Annotated in this window: 19 protein-coding genes and 2 tRNA genes; 2 read left to right on the top strand and 19 right to left on the bottom strand. The window is 35.2% G+C overall.

Going from position 1 to position 24,071, the window contains the following annotated elements:
- Positions 1 to 166: 166 nt before the first annotated feature.
- The 16 genes from ACFOSE_RS07010 to ACFOSE_RS06935 all read right to left on the bottom strand — a co-directional run bounded on the left by ACFOSE_RS07010 (position 167) and on the right by ACFOSE_RS06935 (position 18,536).
- The gene (locus ACFOSE_RS07010) at positions 167 to 1,558 is read right to left on the bottom strand and encodes an APC family permease (RefSeq protein WP_380431976.1); all 1,392 of its coding nucleotides are present in this window, start codon (positions 1,556 to 1,558) and stop codon (positions 167 to 169) included.
- 119 nt (positions 1,559 to 1,677) lie between these two features.
- A complete protein-coding gene (gene ftsH / locus ACFOSE_RS07005) occupies positions 1,678 to 3,699 on the bottom strand; it encodes an ATP-dependent zinc metalloprotease FtsH (protein ID WP_380431974.1) in 2,022 nt (673 codons plus the stop codon).
- 24 nt (positions 3,700 to 3,723) lie between these two features.
- Positions 3,724 to 4,269 carry a hypoxanthine phosphoribosyltransferase gene (hpt, locus tag ACFOSE_RS07000; protein WP_380431973.1) on the bottom strand — a complete coding sequence of 182 codons (546 nt, stop codon included), beginning with the start codon at positions 4,267 to 4,269 and terminating at the stop codon, positions 3,724 to 3,726.
- Positions 4,266 to 5,534, bottom strand: coding sequence for a tRNA lysidine(34) synthetase TilS (gene tilS, locus ACFOSE_RS06995; RefSeq protein WP_380431978.1), 1,269 nt, complete (start codon positions 5,532 to 5,534; stop codon positions 4,266 to 4,268). Before tilS ends, hpt begins: the two co-directional genes overlap by 4 nt.
- A complete protein-coding gene (locus tag ACFOSE_RS06990; RefSeq protein ID WP_380431972.1) occupies positions 5,531 to 6,838 on the bottom strand; it encodes a serine hydrolase in 1,308 nt (435 codons plus the stop codon). The genes tilS and ACFOSE_RS06990 overlap by 4 nt, the downstream gene beginning before the upstream one ends.
- Complete coding sequence (locus ACFOSE_RS06985; RefSeq protein ID WP_380431970.1) at positions 6,828 to 6,944, bottom strand: SP_0009 family protein; 117 nt, start codon at positions 6,942 to 6,944, stop codon at positions 6,828 to 6,830. Before ACFOSE_RS06985 ends, ACFOSE_RS06990 begins: the two co-directional genes overlap by 11 nt.
- Positions 6,945 to 6,946: 2 nt before the next feature.
- The gene (locus tag ACFOSE_RS06980; RefSeq protein ID WP_380431968.1) at positions 6,947 to 7,321 is read right to left on the bottom strand and encodes an FtsB family cell division protein; all 375 of its coding nucleotides are present in this window, start codon (positions 7,319 to 7,321) and stop codon (positions 6,947 to 6,949) included.
- Positions 7,305 to 7,580: an RNA-binding S4 domain-containing protein gene (locus tag ACFOSE_RS06975; protein ID WP_380431966.1), complete on the bottom strand. Its 276-nt coding sequence runs from the start codon at positions 7,578 to 7,580 to the stop codon at positions 7,305 to 7,307. Before ACFOSE_RS06975 ends, ACFOSE_RS06980 begins: the two co-directional genes overlap by 17 nt.
- Before the next feature lie 295 nt (positions 7,581 to 7,875).
- Positions 7,876 to 11,379 (bottom strand): transcription-repair coupling factor, encoded by a 3,504-nt coding sequence (gene mfd / locus ACFOSE_RS06970; RefSeq protein ID WP_380431964.1) that lies wholly within the window; start codon positions 11,377 to 11,379, stop codon positions 7,876 to 7,878.
- Positions 11,372 to 11,941, bottom strand: coding sequence for an aminoacyl-tRNA hydrolase (pth, locus tag ACFOSE_RS06965; RefSeq protein WP_380431963.1), 570 nt, complete (start codon positions 11,939 to 11,941; stop codon positions 11,372 to 11,374). The genes mfd and pth overlap by 8 nt, the downstream gene beginning before the upstream one ends.
- Positions 11,942 to 12,039: 98 nt before the next feature.
- Positions 12,040 to 13,155 carry a redox-regulated ATPase YchF gene (ychF, locus tag ACFOSE_RS06960; RefSeq protein ID WP_380431961.1) on the bottom strand — a complete coding sequence of 372 codons (1,116 nt, stop codon included), beginning with the start codon at positions 13,153 to 13,155 and terminating at the stop codon, positions 12,040 to 12,042.
- Positions 13,156 to 13,226: 71 nt separating this feature from the next.
- Positions 13,227 to 13,421 (bottom strand): DUF951 domain-containing protein, encoded by a 195-nt coding sequence (locus tag ACFOSE_RS06955; RefSeq protein WP_380431959.1) that lies wholly within the window; start codon positions 13,419 to 13,421, stop codon positions 13,227 to 13,229.
- Positions 13,422 to 13,599: 178 nt separating this feature from the next.
- Entirely contained in the window at positions 13,600 to 14,742 is a 1,143-nt protein-coding gene (gene dnaN, locus ACFOSE_RS06950) for a DNA polymerase III subunit beta (RefSeq protein WP_380431958.1), read from the bottom strand.
- Positions 14,743 to 14,895: 153 nt separating this feature from the next.
- Positions 14,896 to 16,275, bottom strand: coding sequence for a chromosomal replication initiator protein DnaA (dnaA, locus tag ACFOSE_RS06945; protein WP_380431956.1), 1,380 nt, complete (start codon positions 16,273 to 16,275; stop codon positions 14,896 to 14,898).
- A gap of 197 nt (positions 16,276 to 16,472) precedes the next feature.
- Complete coding sequence (locus tag ACFOSE_RS06940) at positions 16,473 to 17,243, bottom strand: ParB/RepB/Spo0J family partition protein (RefSeq protein ID WP_380431955.1); 771 nt, start codon at positions 17,241 to 17,243, stop codon at positions 16,473 to 16,475.
- A gap of 105 nt (positions 17,244 to 17,348) precedes the next feature.
- Positions 17,349 to 18,536, bottom strand: coding sequence for a S1C family serine protease (locus ACFOSE_RS06935; protein ID WP_380431954.1), 1,188 nt, complete (start codon positions 18,534 to 18,536; stop codon positions 17,349 to 17,351).
- A 198-nt stretch (positions 18,537 to 18,734) separates the two neighbouring features.
- Here ACFOSE_RS06935 and rlmH point away from each other — a divergent pair, with 198 nt between their 5' ends.
- On the top strand, positions 18,735 to 19,214 hold the full coding sequence (rlmH, locus tag ACFOSE_RS06930) for a 23S rRNA (pseudouridine(1915)-N(3))-methyltransferase RlmH (protein ID WP_380431953.1): 480 nt from the start codon (positions 18,735 to 18,737) through the stop codon (positions 19,212 to 19,214).
- A gap of 32 nt (positions 19,215 to 19,246) precedes the next feature.
- Here rlmH and ACFOSE_RS06925 read toward each other — a convergent pair.
- Positions 19,247 to 19,320, bottom strand: a tRNA-Arg gene (locus tag ACFOSE_RS06925).
- A gap of 145 nt (positions 19,321 to 19,465) precedes the next feature.
- On the opposite strand from ACFOSE_RS06925, the gene ACFOSE_RS06920 reads away from it, so the two are divergent.
- A tRNA-Glu gene (locus ACFOSE_RS06920) sits at positions 19,466 to 19,537 on the top strand.
- Between the two features lie 78 nt (positions 19,538 to 19,615).
- Here ACFOSE_RS06920 and ACFOSE_RS06915 read toward each other — a convergent pair.
- Together ACFOSE_RS06915 and ACFOSE_RS06910 are read right to left on the bottom strand one after the other, a co-directional pair.
- Positions 19,616 to 22,201 carry a YfhO family protein gene (locus ACFOSE_RS06915; RefSeq protein ID WP_380431952.1) on the bottom strand — a complete coding sequence of 862 codons (2,586 nt, stop codon included), beginning with the start codon at positions 22,199 to 22,201 and terminating at the stop codon, positions 19,616 to 19,618.
- Positions 22,202 to 22,287: 86 nt separating this feature from the next.
- Positions 22,288 to 23,907, bottom strand: coding sequence for an ATP-binding cassette domain-containing protein (locus ACFOSE_RS06910; protein ID WP_380431951.1), 1,620 nt, complete (start codon positions 23,905 to 23,907; stop codon positions 22,288 to 22,290).
- Positions 23,908 to 24,071: the final 164 nt, after the last annotated feature.

Raw genomic sequence — 24,071 nt, 5'->3', positions numbered from 1 at the left:
AAGGTCTTTTCTACTGTCTCCTCCAGAAGACAGCTTATTTATTCTATCAAACTCAGAAAGCCTTGTCAATAGATTTATCATTATTTTAATACTTTTATTCTCTAGTAATTACTTCCCAAAAATAAAAAGCACCTAAGTAAATTTAGGTACTAATTCTTATGCTTTTTTAATTATCTTTTATGATGGAATTTTTATAACCGTATAGATAGTAGATTAAAATTCCTAATAACAGAGCAATACCAAACGCTATCCAGGTAATCATCTTGAATTGACTCATCAAAAATAAACTAATAATAATTGATATGATAGGTAGAATTGGTACCAAAGGAGTTTTAAATTGATCTTCCTCAGAACTTGCTTTGTCTTTACGTAATTTTATAAGAGCAATAGCTAAAACAATTAAATAGGCTAAAGTACAGATATTTACAAATTCTGCTAGACTTGCAAGTGGTATAATCCCTGTAAAGACAATCGCAAATATACCTACTAGGAAGGTAGCACTATTGGGTGTTTTTGTCTTTTCAGAAATAGCACTCAGCTCTTTTGGTAACAGTCCATCTCGACTAATACTATAAACTGTCCGTGATAAGGCAAAGGTCATTGAAATACAGACAGTTATCAAAGTTAAAATAGCAACCGTTGACACATAGTTGGCTGCCCACGCTAAGCCAACATGACGTAAAGCGAATGCTACTGCATCATCCACACCAAGTTTTGTATAATGTACCATTCCGGTTAAAACAAGAGTCACCAATATATAGAGAATTGTAACTACAATCAAGGATAAAATTATGCCACGTGGAACTGTTTTCTGCGGTTCTTTCACTTCATCTACAGTCATAGAAAGCGATTCAAATCCTAAGAAAGCAAAAAACATAATAGAGGCACCAGCCAATATTCCTTTACCGCCATGAGGTTGAATAAATCCAAAAGGTGCAAAATTTGTCCAATTATCTGTATTGATAAAGAAGATACCAGCGATAATAAACAGTGCCAAAGCTGAGAATTTTAAGATTACTAAAAAACTATTAAATCGTAAAATAGATTTTGAATTCAGCAAAACCAAAGCGGTAACAGCTACCATAACTAAAACAGGCAGCAAGTCAATATAGTGACCTTGGTTAGGATCAAAAGTTCCACTGAGCGCCTTTGGTAGAGTGATTCCAAAACTTGCTAATAGCCCTTTTAAATAAGAACCCCAACCTGAAGCTACGCTTGATATTGCTGTTAAAAACTCCATGATGATCATCCAACCAACTAGCCAGGCTGGGAATTCTCCTAATGTAGCATAAACATAACTATAGGCACCACCATTGGCTGGTAGGCGGGAAGCAAACTCTGCATAAAAAAGTGCAGAAATACCAACTGCTATGGCAGCCAGAATAATGGAAATCATTAAGGATGGACCTGCATATTCAGCAGCGCCAATACCTGTAATTGTAAAAATACCTGTCCCTACCATTGATCCTAGGCCTAAGAAAACTAAATCAATAGTACGCAAATTACGTACCATCTCCGTTTTGGTCTGTCTTGGATCTTTTTTACGAAAAATATTCACTTTTTTCTCCCTGAATTTTCTACTGTAAGTTTATCATAGACCCAAATGAAAGTAAATTCTTTTAACTAGTAATTCTCATATCAGATAAAGTCTAAAAAAAGTCCTTTCGGACTTTTTAATTAATTGGTTTCAGAATTAAAATCGGACTCAGATAATTCAGTTTCAGACTCAGACATTTTTTCTTTCACTTCATCATAAGAAAGTGCATGGTTATCTTCTGAATCGTTTGAAATTTCATCAGGCATTTTACCTGTTTCATAAATTGATTTAATCTGCGCAGCATCAAGCGTTTCGTACTTAAGAAGAGCTTCAGCAATCAATTTATGGGTTTCACGATTAGCGTTGATAACATCAGCGGCTTTATTACGTGCTTCATTAAGAAGGTCTCTAACTTCTTCATCAATAATTAGAGCAGTCTGTCCTGAGTAAGATTTTTCTGGAGCCATTTGACCAGGACTCATAGCATGATTACCTTCATACTGCACAGGACCTAATTTGTCGCTCATACCATATTCAGTAACCATGGCACGCGCCATTGCTGTTGCTTGTTCAAAGTCGTTTGAAGCGCCTGAAGTCTGAGTGTTGAAGATAATTTCCTCAGCAACACGACCCCCCATCAGACCTGCTAGCTGCTCTTTCATTTCATCCTTAGATGATAGAGATTGATCTTCTTTTGGTAAGGATATCATATAGCCACCTGCACGCCCACGCGGTACAATTGTAACTTTATGAACATCACGAGCACTAGAGAGAACTAAACCAACAATGGTGTGTCCAGCTTCATGATAGGCAACAATTTGACGTTCTCTTTCAGAAATCTTTTTATCTTTTTTAGCCGGACCTGCAATGACACGATCTTCTGCTTCGTCAATATCACTTGCATCGATCTTCGTTTTATTACGACGAGCAGCAACCAAAGCAGCTTCATTTAGAACATTTTCAAGATCGGCACCAACAAAACCTGGAGTTTGTTGAGCTATAACTTTAAGATCAACATCATCCTTAAGCGGTTTGTTTTTAGAATGAACCTTGAGAATCGCTTCACGTCCTTTAACATCTGGACTTCCAACTAAGACCTTACGATCAAACCGTCCAGGACGTAAAAGTGCTGGGTCAAGGACATCACTACGGTTAGTAGCAGCGATAACAATGATACTTTCATTCCCTTCAAAACCGTCCATTTCAACCAATAGTTGGTTAAGGGTTTGTTCGCGTTCGTCGTTTCCACCACCCATACCGGCACCACGACGACGACCAACAGCATCAATTTCATCGATAAAAATCAAAGCTCTTTCAGCCTTTTTAGCATCTTCAAAAAGAGAGCGTACACGACTAGCCCCGACACCAACAAACATTTCAACAAAATCAGAACCTGAGATACTAAAGAAAGGAACTCCAGCTTCACCAGCGACAGCCTTAGCCAAAAGAGTCTTACCAGTCCCTGGAGGGCCCTCAAGTAAGACACCAGTCGGAATGCGGGCACCTAAAGCACGGTATTTTTTGGGATTTTTTAGAAAATCAACAACTTCAACCAGTTCTTGTTTTTCTTCTTCAGCACCAGCAACATCAGAAAAACGGACTTTAATATCTCCTTGGTTAGCCGATTTAGCCTTGTTACGGCCAAAACTCATAGCTCCACGAGCTCCGCCTCCACCACCTTGGCTCATCATGAAATAGAATAAGAGGCCCATAATAACTAAAGGAACAAAGAGGCTAAACACATAAGACATAATAGCTCCACTTGAACTTTCTGGAACAACTTTTATACTCGTATCTGATGATTTAGCCGCATTCTCTATTTCTTGAAGAGAAGAGTCACTTGGTAAGATGACTGAGGTGAATTTAGTAGCTTTTGTAGTGTTATCTGTTGAGAAGAAATTGAAATTAGAATTATTTGATTCAACCTTCTTCGCCTTAGCATAATTTCCCGTTACTTTAACAACACTCCCACTAGGTTGATAGGTAACGGATTTAACATCTCCACTTTTTATTTCCTTAACTAAAGTAGAATAACCAACTTCTCGGGTTTGATCAGTACTTCCTCCAAAATAGAAGTTAAGGGCTGTCACTCCTACAATAATCGCTAAAAGATAAATATAGGCATTTTTTACTAGGCCATTTTTATTTTTATTATTATTCATGTATTAACGAAATCTTTCTAATTACTAATCTGTATAGATTTCTTCCTTAAGTACACCAACATAAGGAAGGTTACGGTATTTTTCTGCATAATCCAAACCAAATCCCACAATAAACTCATTTGGAACATCATAGCAGACATAATCTGCATCAATATCTACGACTCGTCCCTCTAGCTTATCAAATAAGGTTGCAATTCTTACAGAATTAGCTTTACGGTACTTAAACATATCTCTTAAGTAGAGCAAGGTACGTCCTGTATCAATAATATCTTCAACAAAGATGACATCTCGTCCCTCAATATTGGTGTCAACATCTTTTAGAATTTTAACCTCACCACTGCTTTGAGTACCACCGTGATAACTTGAAACAACCATGAAGTCAATCTCAATATGAGTATCGATGTGCTTGATCAATTCCGCCATAAAAGGCACTGCTCCTTTTAAAACACCAACAAGAAGAGGGTTTTTACCTTCATAATCTTTCGTCAGTTGTTTTCCGAGTTCCTCGGTTTTAGCAGTAATCTCTTCAGCCGAATACAGTATTTTTTTAATATCGTTATTCAGGGTCATAAGTCACCAGTTTCTTTACTTCTTACACACAATTTGGCTCTTATTGTAACACATTGGGAAGCTTTTCTCAAATATAAGTTCCCACTAACTAATACAAAGATAACCACCCCATCTTGCTCACCAATGATAGCCTTTTGTCGCTCTTTAACAGGAATTTTTTCATCAATAAATAATCGACGAAGCTTCTTGTGAAAATTACCAAAATCTATTTGGTCCCCTGCTTGTCTAGGACGTAAGGTAATAGGAGATTGACTATCCAATTCGATATCCCCAGTTTGGCCAAACTCGAAACTATTATTATTGAGATTAACGATATCACCATATTTTAGTATTTTGGTTGAAAACTGGCTATCCGTCTCGGGACCGATTTTATCAATGCTAAATCTAGTTTTATTTTTATGAAGATAGTATCCTGCTTTAAGATACCAATCCTCTTCATCTGGATACCTTAATTTTACAAGTAACTGATCAAATTGAGGCTTAGATAAATGTAATTCTGGAAACTTATCTAGGTAAGTTTGTAAAAGAAAATATTGAACTGCTTCCGTTTGATTTATAAAATTTTTAAGCTGGGTGATATCTAACCCACTAGTCAAGTCTGATAAAGCTGACAACAATAATTCTGTTTCTTGACCTAGCTCACTTAGGTATTTAGAAAAATTTGGATTTTCCTTTGACAAGCTGGGGATATAATTATTACGAATACGATTACGAAGATATTGATTACTGTTATTACTTTCATCTTCAAAATGGAAAATATCTGGTAAATCAGCTTTATTTAATGTTAAAAACGGACGAATCAATTGTCCCTGACCAAAAGCCTGAATAGCTTTTATTCCCTTTAAATATTTTAGACGACTACCACGGACCAAGCGCATAAAGATTGTCTCCGCATGATCATCGGCATGATGAGCCGTCACTAAAGCTGTATAACCTTCTTTGGCCATGATATCTTTAAAGAAATCATATCTAAAATAACGCGCAGTTTTTTCTGAAAAATTTCCTGAAAATTGTTTCACAAAAATAGGAACATTATGTTTTTTTGCCCATTCTTTTAAATAAGTCTCTTCCTCATCAGATTGAGGACGTTGTCTGTGATTAACGTGAGCAATACCGATTTTTATTTTTAACTCTTCTTGATAGCAATGTAAAAAATAGAGTAAATTCATTGAGTCTACTCCACCTGATACAGCTATTAAAACATTTTGATGAGGTTTAAAATAAGAATTCTTTTGAACCTCTTTGAGAATTTTTTGATACATTATTTTAAAATTTTATAAACATCGTCAGCAATAACAGTTATATCATCATAGGAAGCATTTTCTGTAAAAACAGAAATAATAAAAGGTGAATCAGCATAAACAATGGCCACATCGTGGCGATAATCATAAGCATCACCAATTTTATGGGCTACCTTTACAGGAATATTCTTAGCAATCCGTTGGTTATCAAATTCAGTTGAAGAAAGGTAATTGGTTATATCTCCATTTTGCTGATAAATAGCTTCCATCATTAAACCAGCTGTTTTAGCAGAGACCTTACGTTCTTTCATATCCCAATTACTACCAATAGCATCTTTAATAGACTTTTGAAAGTTACTATCATACTGATTAGCTACATAATAGCCTAAAATATTAGTGGCTACATTATCTGAATGTTGAGCGACAGCCTGGACTAACTCCCCAACACTATACTTTTGATTATTGGAGGTTTTACTGATGTCACCACTACCTTCAGGTTTATAAGCTCTTTTAAAATTATTAACAGCCGATGCATAGGTAAAAGTTTTTGATGTCTCGATTTTTCCTTCATCTAATTGTTCTTGAACATAGTAGAGCAAAGGAAGTTTGCTGACACTAGCTGAATACATGACTTTATCACCGTTGATTTCAGCTGTCTTTTCTGTATCTAGTTGTTTAACATAGATACTATATTTATCGGCATCATTATACTTTTGGTTTAAGATATTTTGGACCTTATTAATTCGTTCATCCTTATCTGATAAAGTTTTAGCATCAATCCATCCCTGCCCTTTAACCAAAAAATAGGTTCCGTGATTTGTTGTAGCTTTTTCAGTTACCTGAATTTTGCTATAGGTTGTCACTGCTGATTTTTTAGGTTTAACCCCTACAACATAAGGGCGATCAAAAACGGTAACTTTCTCAGAAGTCCAATAATTTTTAGCCTTACTGAGTTTCTGTCTACTCAGTTGTTTATCATCATAGAATTGTTTATGACTAGCCTTAGCATAAAAACCATTAGTAAATTTAAAAACAGGAATACCTTTATCATTAGTTTCTATTTTTTGGATAGAAATTTTAGAATCAGGCTTAATCTCATCTGAGGCCTTTGTTAAATTACGATCTGAATAAGTAGTAACTTCATCATAAACATTGGGGTTAGATGGAATCTTCGCAAAATAAGAATTATTGGCAGCTGCTTGTGACATCTGCCCATTGGAATTAGAATTTCTATCTCCTTTAACAAGTATAAAAGGAGACATAAAAATTGGAAATAAAACCAAGAAGGCAAGGAAGATAGTATTTCCATTGCTTATTTTAATCTTCATGGTTTTCCTCCTTTTGTTTTAATGACTGATTTTTTTCACTGAGTTCTTCTAATTTTTCCTCAGAATGAGCTAAAAATTTTTCAATTGTGTCAATCAACTTTTTCATAATTATTGTGGAACAAGCTCCGGAATGATAAAGGTAACTTCGTCTGAATCAGAATAATGATACTTAGCGCGTGCATATTTTTCAACAAAACCATTATCTTTTAACTGATTAGCTAAAGTTTCCTCTTTGGTAGTTTCTTCTTTGGTGGTCTGATACTCTTTTTTTAATTTTACAATCTGGGCTTTTTTACTTTGCAAGTCTCGATAACTTGAAACCAAATTATAAGTTGGCAAAACAAAGAGTAAAATAACAAAAATTAAGGTCCAACCCATGAAACGATGACGTTTACGAGTTTCCTCTTCCTCATAACGTTTGTAGAGATTATTTTCCTTAATATAATCATTATTTAATTGAACGACCTTATCCTTGTTGCTCATCGGCTTCTATCCTTTTTTCACTGAGAATTTCATACATTTTTTCTGCATCTTCTTTTTTGGTGCTGTCTTTCATTTCCAGCACACGGACAGTCAATAATTTATTGCCAAAGCGAATTTCTATCTCATCATTGAATTTCAAATCGGTTGATGACTTAGCCAAAACACCATTAACTTTTATGCGTCCCTTATCTGCCACTTCTTTAGCTACTGGTCGACGCTTAATAAGTCGAGATACTTTTAAATATTTATCTAATCGCATAATTTACCCCACAATCCTCCATATTCTACCATTTTTTTAAAGAAATAACAGTCCTCAAACCTATTTATCAAATAGAATGTAACGAGTCTGAGAAAAAATCGCTAAATTGTGATAAAATCGCAATTTCGATTTTATCATCCTGACTTTTTTTCTGCACCAGTTGATCAGGGGCCGCTATCACTTACCCAGCAAGGAATAAGGACTGCCAATCAATCCTTTGTTAATCTGGTAAAGCTAGAGCAAAACAAAAAGGCAGGACTTTTGTCCCTGCCTCGTTCTAAAATCTGTAATAAAACTATCTCTTCACTGTTCTTTTTTTAATTTCAGTCAATGAGGTACTGAATTTTATCAATTCTTCCAAAATTTCATAGTCTTTTTTCTGACGAACATCAAAAATAATTTCGATTTTTCCTTGATGTTCACTAATACGAGCTTTTAAATTAGTTTTTGAAAGAGCTTTAAAATAGTCTTGTGTTAAGAACAAATTTTGAGCAATTTTTTCAAAACTGACTGTAAGCTGTTGATTTTTCTTTTCAACTATCTCAACGAAAGCATTATCAAGATAGGATTTTAAAAGACCAATTTCAATCAAATAAGCTACCTGATCGGGATAATCTCCAAATCGGTCAACAATATCGCTTTGCAGAGTTTCATAATCTTCACGTGATCCAATCTCTCGTATACGCTTATAAAATTCAATTTTCTGACGCTCATCCTTAATATAATCTTCAGGGAGGTAGGCATCAATTTGCAAATTAATTTCAGCACTACCCTTTTGACGTACTTTTGTTTGTCCTTGTTTATGCTGGAGAGCTTCTTCTAACATCTGAGAATACAATTCAAATCCCACTGAATCAATAAAACCACTTTGAGAGGCTCCCAAAATATTACCAGCTCCTCGAATAGACAAATCACGCATAGCAATTTTAAAACCTGATCCTAACTCGGTAAATCCTTTAATAGCTTCCAAACGTTTCTCTGATACTTCAGATAAGATCTTATTCGGTTGATGCATAAGATAAGCATAGGCAATGCGATTACTACGACCTACACGCCCACGAAGTTGATAGAGCGTTGACAGACCGATATGATCAGCGTTTTCAACAAATAGAGTATTAACATTTGCAATATCAACACCTGTTTCAATGATAGTGGTAGCTACCAAAACATCATAGGCTCCTTCTATAAAATCAAAGAGGGTATTTTCTAACTGAACTTCACTCATTTGACCATGAATAAAGCCAATACTAGCTTCGGGGACCAATTCTTGTAGCATAAAAACTTTTTGTTCAATCTCTTCTACCCGATTATAAACATAAAAAATTTGTCCACCTCGTTCAATTTCTCGCATGATAGCTTCACGGATGATGCTAGAATTATGTTCCAAAACATAAGTTTGAACCGGGTAACGATTGGTCGGAGGAGTTTCAATTACAGATAAATCTCTAATTCCCAACATGGATATGTGTAGAGTCCGGGGAATAGGGGTGGCTGTTAAAGTTAAAACGTCCGATTTTTTCTTTAATTCCTTGAGTTTTTCCTTATGTTTCACGCCAAAGCGTTGTTCTTCATCAATAACAATCAAACCCAGATCCATAAATTCAAGATCATTTGAAAGCAGGCGATGGGTTCCTATGATAATATCAATTTGGCCTTTACTTAATCTAGTAAGCGTCTGTTCCTGTTCTTTTTTAGTTTGAAAGCGACTAAGTACACCGATTTCCACAGCATAATTTTCAAAACGCTCTCTAAAATTATTATAATGCTGCTGAGCCAAAACAGTTGTCGGTACTAAAACAGCAACCTGCTTGCTATCATTAACCGCCTTAAAGGCAGCTCTCATAGCGACCTCAGTTTTACCAAAACCAACATCTCCAACTAACAAGCGATCCATGGGTTTATCAGATTCCATATCAGCCTTAACTTCTTTAATTGAACGCAGTTGATCATCTGTTTCAACATAAGCAAAGTCTTCTTCAAATTCTCTTTGATTATCATCATCAGGTGAAAAGGCAAAGCCTTTGAGTTGACTGCGTTCAGCATAAAGATTAAGCAATTCATCTGCAATATCCTCAACTTGTTTAGAAACTTTTTGTTTGGTCCTTTGGAAACGGCCATCATTTAATTTATTTATCTTAGGTTCTTTGCCATCACTAGCCATATATTTGGACAGGAGATCGATTTGTTCAACCGGAATGGAGATGGTATCAGAATTTTGATATTGAACCGTTAAATAATCCCTGTGGACACCTGAAATTTCAATCGTTTCAATTCCCAGAAAACGACCAATCCCATGCACATTGTGGACAACATAATCGCCTTTTTCCAATTCATTGTAGTCTTTCAGACGCTCAGCATTACTAGCATGTTGACGGCGAATTTTTCTTTTAGGGGTCTTATGAAAAATTTCCTTTTCAGTAATCAGGACTAATTTTTCATCAGCTAGGTAAAAGCCATTGCCGAGATTAGATTTCACTAGTTGTGCTTTTCCTACTTTTAAACTATTTTCATCTACAATGGCTAAATCTAAACCATACTCTCTCAGTAGCTCTTGGAGTTTTTCCAGTTTAGAAGAAGAATCTGCTTGTAGAATAATAGTAGCACCCGATTTAAGATAGCGACTAATTTCATCAGCTAAAAGTGGAATTTGATTAAAAAATTCCTGCATGGCATATTGGGTAAAGTTATAAATTTGATTAAACCTAATACTTCCTAAACCCTTATGAAAATTAGAAAAGAAAGATGCTGGCTGATACTGGCGCAAACTTTTATAAATATTAGCAAAATAAACCTGATTAGGAACCGCCTTCTGCTGTTGTAACCCTTCCGTCAGATAATTTGCAATTTCTAGATCTAACTTGGCATTGCGATCCATTAACTTTTGGAAATCTTCAAAGAAGATTGGAGTATTTTTAGGGAGATAGTCTAATAAAGTATAAGTTCTGTCGTAAAAGTAGGATAAAAATTTTTTATAATCTTGATGTTGATAACCATCTGAAATAGTCGCAAAAATATCTTCTAAGTAAGCTTTAAGGGTACTATCTTGGGTTCTTGCAATTTCTATTTCTAAATGGGCTAATGCTTTTTCTCGACTAGTATCAGTCACGATAAATTCTTCTACCGGACTAAGTGTTAAAGAAGAAATTGTTTCAATTGACTTTTGATTTTCAGGATTGAAAATGCGGATACCATCAATTTCATCTCCAAAGAATTCTAAACGATAAGCTTGATCCGTTTTGCCATCATAAATATCTAAAATATCACCACGTCGACTAAATTCTCCTGGTGATAAAACTTGACTTGTCTTTTTATAACCGATATTTGACAAACTTTTAACAAGCTCATCAAGTTGATAATCTTTCCCCAATTCAAAATACAAGACAAAATCAGCATAGTCTTGTGGTTTTGGTAAAAGAATTCGGCTTCCTAATAAGCTGGTAATCACAAGACCGCTGGCTGTATCGTCCAAAAGAAAGTTTAAAGTTTCAACTCGAGAAAGTGATTTTTCCTGAGAGGCAATGACAAACTCAGCTTCAATAATATCATCCGCAAAAAATTGATGAACCAAATCTTCCCCTAGCAGGCTTATCAAGTCACTAGTCAAATTTTCAGCTTCGTTTTGCGTTGCTGTTATAATTAAAAGTTTTCCTTTATTGGCTAAGAAATTCGAGGCGATAGCTAAACTCTTACTAGTTCCTGTCAATCCCATTATCAGTTGGCGCCCTAGCAAAGCAGTTTTATCTTGCCATTCTTGAATTTGTTTATTTCGTCCAAATAGACTCAGTAAATTATTATCCATTGTATTTCCGCATCGTCTGTTCAAAATCCCCAGACACTAAATAAAAATTAATAGCATCCTTAACTTTATCAATCGCCTTTAAAATGATTAGGTGGTTCTCCTCATCAAATTTACTGAGAACATGATTGACTACTGTCATACCTGATTTAGGTCGGCCGATACCAATTTTTATACGGTCAAATTCTTGAGTCCCAATATGTTTGATAATACTTTTAATCCCATTATGACCACCAGCAGATCCTTTTTGGCGAAAGCGAATCTTACCAACTTCCATATCTAAATCATCATAAATGATTATCATATCTTCAATCTTAATATTATAGTAAGTTAAAAGGGTGTGGACTGCCTGACCACTTTCGTTCATAAAGGTAATGGGCTTCACAAAATAGATTTTCTCACCATTCAAAAAAGTAGAGGCGATCAAAGCCTTAAAGTGCTTTTCCTCCGAAAAAGAGAGAGAAAGATCCTTTACAAGGCTATCAATAGCCATAAAACCAACATTATGCTTTGTTTCATGGTATTTAGATCCTGGATTCCCTAATCCAATAAGTAATTTCGTCATTATTTATCCTTTAATTGTTTCCTAACACAAGTTATTGAGGTGTGAACGATACAAAATGAGGCAGGACTTATCCAACCTCTCTTGTCATTTTAAGTTAATTATACGTTGAAACGGAATTCTATAATGTCACCATCTTGAACAACATAATCTTTTCCTTCTTCACGTAAGCGACCAGCTTCTTTGACAGATTTCTCAGAACCGTATTTAATTAAGTCATCATAAGACATAGTAACAGCACGAATAAAACCTTTTTCAAAGTCCGAATGGATGATACCAGCCGCCTGTGGAGCCTTGATTCCACGCTTGAAAGTCCAAGCACGAACTTCTTTTTCACCAGCTGTAAAGTAGGTACCTAGACCAAGTAAATGATAGGCTGCGCGTGTCAACTTATTCACACCAGATTCTGTCAACCCAAGATCTTCTAAAAAGAGGTTCTTATCTTCTTCATCTAAATCGGAAATCTCCTCTTCTACACGCGCTGAGATGACAACAACCTCAGCATTTTCGGTAGCTGCAAAATCACGGATTTGCTTAACGTAATCAATTTCATCTGGATTGACTACCCTATCTTCATCCACATTAGCAACATAAAGAACTGGTTTGGTTGTCAATAAAAATAGCTGTTTAACTACTTTTTCTTCTTCATCAGTAAAGGAAATTGTTCGAGCAGATTTTCCATCTTCAAGGACTGGTTTAATTTTTTCAAGCACCTTAAGTTCAGCTACCGAATCCTTGTCTTTTTGTGTACGGGCAATTTTTTCCACACGTACATAACGCTTATTAACAGATTCAAGATCAGCTACAATCAATTCTAAATTGATTGTATCAATATCTGCAACAGGATCTACAAAATCATCTTCTCGTCCTTGTTCACGCATAACATTTTCATCATCAAAAGCACGTACAACATGGACAATAGCATCAACCTCACGGATGTTAGCTAAAAATTTATTCCCCAGACCTTCACCTTTTGAAGCTCCTTTTACAATACCAGCAATATCGGTAAATTCAAAAGTTGTAGGTACTGTTTTTTTAGGAGTAATCAGTTCTGTTAATTTGGTCAAACGCTCATCAGGCACCTCTACCATACCAACATTTGGATCAATAGTAGCAAAGGGATAATTGGCAGATTCTGCCCCTGCTTTTGTAATTGCATTAAAAAGAGTTGATTTACCAACGTTGGGCAAACCAACAATACCTGCTGTTAAAGCCATATTTGTTTCTCCGTAAAATTTATTCAATCGTATTTATTATAACAAAAAAGCTTGTCATTAAACAAGCTTTTCTAATTCAACACTTTCTTAAATTTTCTCTCAAAATCATGACGGCTCATCATAACCACATGTTCACAATTCGTACAGCGAATTTTTATGTCCGCTCCGACACGCACTACTTCCCATTTATTAGCCTTTTTACCGGTTTCTTTAATTGTGCAGGCATGAGGCTTTTTCATTTCCACTAATGATCCAACTTGGTACATAGATTCCTCCTTGTTAATATCTGAGTTTATTATAAACAAATTTTTAATACTGACGCTGCAAAAGAAAGAGCCCAACTCAAGGTTGGACTCTTTCAGGAGATTATGAAAAAGAAAAGTTTATTTAGGATTAGCTACAGTATAATATCTACCACTTAAATTATCCTTAAAAATTATTTGTTTAATTTGTGCGAACTGGAGTAATCAGTTGGATAAAGTTTTCATTATCATCTCCTGGAGTTAGAGTAAATGGTCGTATCGCTGAAATAAATCTGATGCGTACAGTTTTACTCTTCAAGGCCTTCAGCGCTTCGATCAGATAAGTTGGATTAAAGCTAATCGTTAAATCACTACCACTGGCTTCAAGTGTATCAATTTCTTCATTCACCTTACCAACTTCTGGTGAATTGACATGAGCTGAAACGGCTTGATTAATAATTTCTAATTTTACTGTCCCATTCTGAGTAGCGTTAGATATCAAATGAGCGCGTTCCATAGCTGATCGGAGATTATTAGTATCAAATAAAATTTCTGTCTCAAAATCATTAACCAACAAACGATCAGTATCTGGGTAAGCACCTTCTAACATACGAGCGTAAAAACTTAGATTTTCACTTCTAAAAAGAACCTGACTGTTAGAAAGGAAAATTTCTACTGTCTCAATATCATCTGTAAAAACTGCTGAAAGTTCACGAAGAGAACGACTTGGTAGAACGACATCAAAGTTATCCCCAGAATTAGAATTATCTAATTTGACTTGACGCTGGCTCATACGATGAGAATCTGTAGCAACAGCTTTGAAGTTTTGGTAGTCAGTAAGAACAAGATGGACTCCTGTTAAAATAGGACGGCTTTCTTGTGTACTTGCTGCAAAAGCTGTTTCTGAAATCAATGTCTTTAATAATTTAGTATCAAAAATTAAAGGATTACTTGTTGAAACTTCTTGTAAACGAGGATATTGCTCAATATCTTTTCCCTTAAGAGTGATTTCTGATTTTCCACTAGTTAATAAAACCTGATGATGTTCAATTTCTTTGAAGTCAAGACTAATATCAGGAAGACTTGAAACAACATTGATGAAAAAGTTGGCTTCCAATAAGATACTGCCTGTTTCTGTTACTAAGAGACCTGCATTTTCATTATTGGTAGCAATGAAATTTTCAATAGAGATTTGCCCATTAGAACCAGTTAAAGTAATACCTGAGTTGCTAATTTCAATTTTTATGCTAGATAAAATTGGAATAGCATTTTTATTACTGATAGCGCGTTTAGTAGCATTTAAAGCATGTAGGAAAAAATTTTTATTGATAGAAAAATTAATCATAAGGACTCCTTTATATAATAAATATTAGTTTAGTAGTAGTAGTAGGCCTTGTGTATAACGTGGAAAAAGTAAGGAAAGCTAGGTTTAATAAGAAAAAGTCCTGTGAAATATCATGTGGATAATCGTGACAAAAATCAGCCAGTCTTCCACAGTTTATTTTATCTTATTTTTTATTGTTTCAATTTCAATTCGTAAGCTGTCGTCCTGAGCGATAATGTTTTTAATTTTATTGTAAGCATGGAGGACTGTAGAATGATCACGACCACCGAATTCTTTACCGATTTTAGGAAGACTATTGTCTGTCATTTCACGCGCTAGATACATAGCCACTTGTCTTGCTAAAACAATATCCTGATTACGCTTAGTTGACTTGATTTCTTTAGTTGTTACCCCGTAAAACTTGCCAACCTGTGTTTGAATTTCTTCAATAGAGATAATATTAATAACAGGAGCATCCTGCTTACGAGCCCGGATAGCTTCAGCTGCTAGATCAACAGTGATAACATTGGCCTGTTTAAAGGTTGCAACTAAATTGATGTCTTTAAGAGCTCCTTCAAGATCACGAACGTTAGAATCAAATTGACCAGCTAAATATTCGATTGTATCCTGAGAGAAGGTGTAAGGATAACCTTGCTCGAGAATCTTATTTGTTAAGATGGCGATTCGTGTTTCATAATCTGGTGGTGTGATATCAACAGTTAGGCCCCATTTAAATCTGGTAACCAGACGTTCTTCTAAATTGTTAAGATGATCAGGTGTTCGATCACTCGTTAAGACAATCTGCTTATTATTAGCATGTAAAGCATTGAAGGTGTTAAAGAATTCCTCTTGTGTTCCCTCCAAGGTTTTTTTAGCTAGTGATTGAATATCATCAATCAATAAGACGTCTAAATTACGAAAATTTTCTTTGAGTTCTTCCATGGATTCCAGTCGAATATGAGTAACAAACTCATTAATGAAATTTTCAGTCGTAATATAACGAACACGCGCATTTGGATTGTTTTCTAATACGGTATTGCCGATAGCATTTAATAAGTGGGTTTTTCCAAGACCAGGCCCTCCCCAAATAAAGAGAGGGTTATAGGTTGTACCTGGACTATTAGCAACAGCGATAGAAGCTGCTTTAGCCCATTTATTTTCATCTCCTTGAATAAAATTATCAAATTGATATTTTGGATTCAGATTGGATTGGACAGTAGGTAATGGCTCTTTTGAAGTTGGATTTTGTTGCGCAAAACTATTTATTTGTTGAGTGCTATTATTAGCAGTCACATTATTTATCTCAGCACTTTCAAAAACATATTGAGCGTTAATTTGGCTATTAAAAATTTCAAAGCCAGCAGTGATAATCACTTGCTGGAGGTTTTTCTCCCAAAAAAGCTCCTTCATCCTATCAATATAGATGAAGGCAATATTATTTTCAACTTTTATTAGCTGAGCATCAAGAACAAAAAACTCAAAAGTTGCTTGTGTAAGATGATCTTGTGCTAATTCTAGCACCCTATTCCAAAAAATCTGTTCATTTTCTGTCATAGTTTTCTCCTAAATCTATATTATACTGTATTCTAACATAAAAAAATAAAGTTTTCCACAGGTGTGAATAAAAAGATACACATTGTTGAATAAAGTTTTCCACAAGTTGTGGATTTGATATTTTCCCCAATAAATTAAGGATATTTGAGTATTTTTTATGTGGAAAGATAGGTTTTGAAGTAGATAAAATTCACATCCTATTTTAGCTTGTTGACAATTCTGTTTAAATCTTCCTGAGAAGAAAAATGAATAGATAGTTTTCCTGTTTGGTTTTTAGCCATTGAAATACTGACAGGAGTTCCTAAAAATTGTGTTAATTCCTGTTCAAGATTCTTTTTAAAAATGTCTTTTGTTTTTTTTGTTGTTTGAGGTTTATTTTTAGGAGATAATAGCTTTTCTAATTCTCTAACAGATAGTTTTTGGTCTTTAATGGTGGCTAGCCAATTTTCTTGCTCTGTCTCACTTAAACCTAATAGGAGTCTGGCATGCCCTGAGGATAGACTACCATCTTCTAAAGCAGCTTGAATGTTTTCGGATAAATTCAGTAATCGTAAAAAATTGGTGATATAAGGACGAGATTTTCCCATATATTGAGCAATTTCTTCGTGGGTCATCTGACTGGTTTCAATCAATTTTTGATAAGCCTGTGCTTCTTCAATAGGATTGAGGTCAGAACGTTGTAAGTTTTCAATAATGGCTTGAATGCGGCTATCTTTATCAGATAAATCTTTAACGATAGCTGGGATGGTTTTCAAATTCGCTAATTGACTAGCTCTAAAACGTCTTTCACCTGCAATGAGTTCATAACCAAATACTTGTGATTTTCGGACAATAATAGGTTGAATAAGTCCATTTTCTTTGATAGATTTTGCTAACTCTTCCAACTCTTCTTCTTTAAAAGTTAATCGAGGTTGAAAAGGGTTAGGTGAGATATCTTTTAGTCTTATTTGTTTTAATTCTTCTGCCATAATTTTCCTCTTAAAAAATGAGACTGGGACAAAAAGTCCAGTCTCGTTTTGATAGGTTTACAAATATTCGTAATAGCATACTTTTGATAACGAAATTATCAGCCATTAAGATTCAAGTTCACTAGTTTTTGATAATTTAATATTTTCAGTTTTCTTATTACCATCACGGTAGAAAGTGATTTTGACTGTGTCGCCAATTTCATGTTTGTAAAGTTCTTCTTGGAGTTCTGCAACTGAACCGACTTCTTTATCATCAATAGCTGTAATAACATCATATTCTTCTAATTTACCATCAGATGGCATATCTGACTGAACTGATCCAACTACTACCCCCTTAGTAATATTGTCAGGAACATCTACATTAGAGCGTACAGACTCGCTAGCACTACTTAAATCTCCCATAGTAATACCAAGAGCAGGACGAACAACCTTACCATCTTCGACTAGTTGGTTAATAATAGTGACGGCATCGTTGGTTGGAATAGCGAAGCCCATACCTTCAAACCCTTCCATAGAAATTTTACTTGAGCTAATTCCTATAACCTGTCCCTCAATGTTGATAAGAGCACCACCAGAGTTACCAGGGTTAATGGCTGCATCGGTTTGAATAGCCTTTGTTTGAATAGTAGAACCATCTTCTGCTGCTAGGGTAACAGTACGGTCCAGTCCAGAAACAATACCTTCTGTTACGGTATTAGCAAAACTAGTGTCAAAAGGACTACCAATGGCAATAGCAGCTTCTCCAACTTTAACGGAAGAGGAATCTGCAAATTCAGCTACCGTGGAGATATCTTTAGATTTAATCTTGATAACAGCTAAATCGGAATAGGTGTCTGAACCAACAACCTCTCCTTTGATCGCATCTTTTGCCTCTTTAACTTTATTTGTCATGATGCTTACTTTTTTGGCCCCTTCAACAACATGGGCATTAGTAACAATGTAAACTTCATCACTATCTTTATCTTTTTGGTAGATAACGCCTGAACCGCTTGCATACTGAACAAGGCCATCTTCATCCTTTTCAACATCAGCGCCTTCAGGAATTTGAGAATCAGAAATCTCTTGATAATTTAGAACAGTTACTACTGAGTCTTTTACCTTATCAACAGCTTTTGTGACATCAGAAGAGTTATTGTATTTTACATTACTGACAGTTGTTTTACCTTCAGTGGTAGTGATACCACTAGCTTTTAAGACGATAAAAGTCGCAACCAGACCACCTAAAAATCCAGCTAAAACAACTAAAATGGGCACAAATAATTTTTTCCAAGGTACAGATTTTTTCTTTTTCAATAGTCGATCCTCCTAAAAAATTTTTCTTATATTATAAAACACCACTTAACTATACCTTAAAGATAAGGAAAATGCAAGTAATCCACAGGTTGTGGATTACTTGCTGAAATTGTTAGCAAAACCTTATTAAATCAAGGAAATAAGGAAATGAATCTTTGTGAATAAAAATCAAATAGTAGGATGTGGTATAATCATTCTATGAAAATAAAACTTATTGTAGTAGGAAAACTCAAAGAAAAATATCTTAAAATAGGTATTGAGGAATATGTCAAAAGACTGGGTCGCTTTACTAAATTTGAATTGATTGAACTAGTTGATGAAAAAACACCAAACAATGCTAGTCAGGCAGAGAATCAGCAAATTCTGGAAAAAGAAGCCAATCGTATAATGGCTAAAATAGCCGATCGTGATTTTGTTATTGCGCTTGCCATTGAAGGACAAGAATGGTCCTCAGAAGAATTTTCTAAAAAAATAGAGGAAACTATCCTAAGAGGTTTTTCCGATATAACTTTCATCATTGGAGGCAGTCTTGGATTGGCTCCCCAAGTCAAACAACGTGCCCATTTTTTGATGAGTTTTGGTAAACTGACCCTTCCTCATCAGCTAATGCGCCTTGTTTTGGTAGAACAAGTTTATCGAGCTTTTATGATTCAGGAGGGGAGCCCTTATCACAAATAAAAAACTCGACTAGTTGAATAGTCGAGTGGTAATGATTCCAGCAGGATTCGAACCTGCGACCGTTCGCTTAGAAGGCGAATGCTCTATCCAGCTGAGCTATGGAACCACAATTTTCTCTATTCTATCAAAATAAGTTTATGACTGTCAATATATGGTAACTTATGAGGTTAGCTTAAAAAAATTAAAAATATTATAGACAAAATAAAATTATCTGCTATAATAGTAAAAGTACTGCAAAAAAGCATCTACTTGGTCCGTTGGTCAAGGGGTTAAGACACCGCCTTTTCACGGCGGTAACACGGGTTCGAATCCCGTACGGACTATGATAAGACAAAAGGTTGCGAAAGCAGCCTTTATTTTTGCACAGAAAGAAAGCTTCCAAAGTTAAACTTTAGAAGCTTTTATTTCTTTTTGAAAAGATGATGACAAGAATAGGTGTAAGAGACAAAGAGGAGTAAGCCACTAAGTGATATTAGGCTAGCAACTTTAAAACCTTTAGGAACAAAATCTAATTGGACAGTTCCTTTTCCTGCTGGAACATCAACAACTAAGAACCCTTTTTGTCCTTTACGAATTTTGACTTTTTCCCCGTTGACACTAGCCTTCCAACCCTTATCATAAGGGATGGTAAAGAAAAGGGAGCCATCTTTTTCAGCAGAATAATTAGCTGTGACCTTATTGTGTCTTGTTGTAACTGTTACTTTTTTATTGTTAATAACATCCATTGCTTTTTGATAGGCTTCAGTATTTAGACCATAAAAGGTTGGTCTATCAAAAGAAACTTGATTGTTTTCAGGAAAAGTTAGAGTTACAGAGGCAGTGGTGTCTTTGTCAAAGTATCCTAAATTAAAAAGACTGTAGGCATTGTCAGTAGTATAATTGTAGGTTTTGTGATCTGCGATTACCATAATATTGGATGAAGCACCATCATTTAGTGAAAGATCTGGCACACTCATATAAACCTGCTGATTGGCTGGGACTTTGACAGGATAAGAAACAGTATTGTTTGTATTGTTAGAGGTGTTGAGAGTCATTCTATTATTTATGGTATCAAGGTTATTGTTGCTATAACTTGACAATTTTGTAAAGTATTGTTGGTGAAGACCAGCTAAATTGTTTAGTAGGGCAGTTTGGTTGTCAAGAGTGTTGACAGTAAAGTTAACATCTTTGTAAACTTCATCAGTGAGAATAGCTAACTGACTCGCGTTTGAATTGTGATAGAGTGACAAAAGATTAGCTGTATCAACCTGCTCAAAGCCATACTTACCAATATCCTCGTTTGAAATATTATAGGCAAGGCCGAAAAGGCTGTCAGCAATAATCGTATTATTTTGATAACGTAGATTCAAATTTGTTCCTGTTGATTGGAAGCCCAGACGATCTAGCATACTACTTGATGCTGTATTACGAATAGATGAAAACTGGGAAATGCCGTTATAATTATATTTCATACTGTCATTTCCTGTTTGAGGGAGCATTTGCTCAGTACGGAAGAATGTTTTATTGTGGGCTTTAGCATAGTCAACTAATTTTGTGATATCAATCTGATCACGTTGATAACCTTCACGAGATGGAAAGACCCACTCATTATCTAAACTGGTCACTTGATAATAAGAGTTGAGACCTAATTCAAAGATTGAAAAAATGAGGGTAAAAATAATGAAGGCGGATTTACTGAGCTGGTTTTTTCTGAAAGATAGGAAAATTACGAAATAAGCTAGAAGGAAGGATAGTGTTAAAATAAGATTGATAGGTTTCAGGAAATCGTAGTGGTTGGTGTAAATAAAGGTAATGATAAAACCAGTGGCTAACAGACCAAAACAAAAAATTAGAAGTTCCACGTGAAACTTTTTCAAATGAGATAAGCTTTCCGCTGCCATAAAAACAATTAGTGTGGATAATAGCCAAGCGTAGCGATGTAGAAACATATTAGGAGAGTGCATACCCTGCCACAGTAAATCCAGTGGGTTGAGATAAAAGCTAGCGATAAAGATAATCAGTAGTAAAGCATAAGCTAATTTGACTTGATATTTTATTTCTTTAATAGTAAAGAAAATGAGTGCCAAAACTAGTGGCAATAATCCAACATATATCATTGGGATAGCACCGAATTTTGTTGTATCATAAGAACCAACAAAGTTTTTAGCAAGAATATCAAAAAACCAAGAGTTTTCGGTTAGAAGTGTATTAAATTTTGAAAATTCTTCCCCATGGGTTGATAAGTCTAAGTAAGAAGGCAACAGCATTATTGCTGCGGTTAAACCTGATGAAATTGACACAATTGTAAAGTCAAAAAATTTCTTTAAAGCCAGTTTCCATTTAAAATCACGAGTAAGTTGGGCTAGAAAATAGAGGACCAAAAAGATGGCTGTCATAAATCCAAAATAATAATTTTGGATAAAGAGTAGACTTAGGGTTAAATAATAGAGCCAAAACTTACGAAACTCTAATAAACGGTGTAAGCCGAGAATAATTAAAGGAACTAAAATAAAGACATCTAACCAGGTGTTGATTTCCAGTTGACTGACCGCAAAACTCATAAGTGCATAGGAGGTAGATAAACTGATAATTAAAGACTTCCGTACCTTTGGATGAATATGACCTAGAGAAAGAGCAGCAGATAAGCCCATTAAGCCAAATTTAATTAAAGTGAAAAGATAAACGGCATCGGCCATTGATTTTAGGGAAAAAAAGTAATAAAAAGGTGTTAATAAGGACCCTAAATAATAACTAATAAGAGCATAGAAATTGAGCCCTAAACCGCTTGTAAAAGTGTAAAAGAGACTATCATTGCCATGCAGAATATTGCGAAATTGAGTAGCGAAAATCACATATTGATGAAAACCATCGCTAGCAAGAATTGTTGTTTTACTTCCCCAATAGATATCTTTTGACCAAAGAACTACCAACATGATTAAGGCTGGTGTCAAAAAGGCAAAAGCATAAAAGCAAAAATGGGTTTGATGTTTTTTTAAAAAATTTTTCATAATAGTTTGTGAAAAAAAGTCTGAGACAAATGCAGCAGACTCTTTGGTTATTTTAATCTTATACAGTTAAGAATACATCGAGTAGCCTATTTCCAAAGTTCTTGTATCTTAGCCTGAACCTCTTCGTTTTCAAGGAAGTCATCGTAAGTTTCATCAATACGATCAATAACACCATTTTTTGAAATAACCACAATATGATTGGCTAATGTTTGGATAAATTCATGGTCATGGCTAGCAAAGATAATGGATTCTTTAAAATCTTTGAGACCGTCATTAAGACTAGAAATAGATTCCAAATCGAGGTGGTTTGTTGGATCATCAAGAATAAGGACATTAGATTTGAGGAGCATAAGTTTAGATAACATCACGCGTACTTTTTCTCCTCCCGACAAGACGTTGACAGATTTGTTAACGTCATCACCAGAGAAGAGCATACGACCCAGAAATCCACGCAAGAAAGTATTGTCATCTTCCTCTTTGGAAGCAAATTGACGCAACCATTCTAGAATAGATTCCTCAGAGGCAAAATCTTTTGAATTGTCCTTAGGAAGGTAAGATTGAGAAGTTGTCACCCCCCATTTTATCGTTCCTTCATACTCAATATCTCCCATGAGTGCACGGATAAGGGCAGTGGTTTGAATGTCATTTTCTCCAATAAGAGCAGTCTTATCACCTGGTCTTAGGATAAAACTGATATTATCAAGAATTTTTTCACCATCAATAGTAACAGATAAGTTTTCCACACTGAGCAAATCATTACCAATTTCACGCTCTGACTTAAAGTTGATAAAGGGATATTTACGACTTGATGGAACGATTTCTTCCAATTCAATTTTATCAAGCATCTTTTTACGAGAGGTAGCTTGTTTTGACTTTGAGGCATTGGCAGAAAAACGTGCAACAAAGTCTTGCAATTCTTTGATTTTTTCTTCAGCCTTGGCATTGCGATCAGCTTGTAAACGAGCTGCCAACTCTGAGGATTCTTTCCAAAAATCATAGTTACCAACATAGAGTTTGATTTTACCAAAGTCTAAGTCAGCCATATGGGTACAAACCTTATTTAAAAAGTGACGGTCATGGGATACAACGATGACCGTGTTTTCAAAATCAATGAGGAAATCCTCCAGCCAGGAGATTGATTGGATATCAAGACCGTTGGTTGGTTCATCAAGTAGAAGAACATCTGGTTTGCCAAAAAGAGCTTTAGCGAGGAGAACCTTGACTTTGTCACTGTTGGCTAATTCCGCCATGTTTTGGTAATGGAGATCTTCTGGAATATTAAGGTTTTGTAGGAGTTGCGAAGCTTCGCTTTCAGCTTCCCAGCCGCCCAATTCAGCGAATATGCCTTCAAGTTCAGCTGCACGCACACCATCTTCTTCAGAAAAATCAGATTTCATATAAATGGCATCTTTTTCCTTCATGACCTTATAAAGTTTTTCATTTCCCATGATGACAACGTCAATGACGCGATCTTCTTCATAGTCGAAATGATTCTGTCTAAGAACAGATAGACGTTCGTCAGGACCTAAAGATACATGGCCTGTTGTTGGTTCAATGTCACCGGCTAAAATTTTCAAAAATGTTGATTTTCCAGCACCATTAGCACCAATCAAGCCGTAGGTATTCCCAGCTGTAAAATTAATATTGACATCGTCAAAAAGTTTACGATCACTAAAGCGCAGTGATATGTCTGATACTGTGAGCAATGAAATTACCTCTTTATCTCTAATAATATGTCCTTTCATTCTACTAGAAATAGGGATTTTTTTCAATATAAAGCCATTTAGTCCCCCTTGAAAAAACGCTCCCTGTGGACACTGATTTATGATATAATTTAATAAATTATTTGAAAGTGAAAAAACATATAGAG

This window comes from Streptococcus dentapri (assembly GCF_042649885.1).
Taxonomy (GTDB): domain Bacteria; phylum Bacillota; class Bacilli; order Lactobacillales; family Streptococcaceae; genus Streptococcus; species Streptococcus dentapri.
This window is presented reverse-complemented; position numbering and strand designations above follow the sequence as displayed.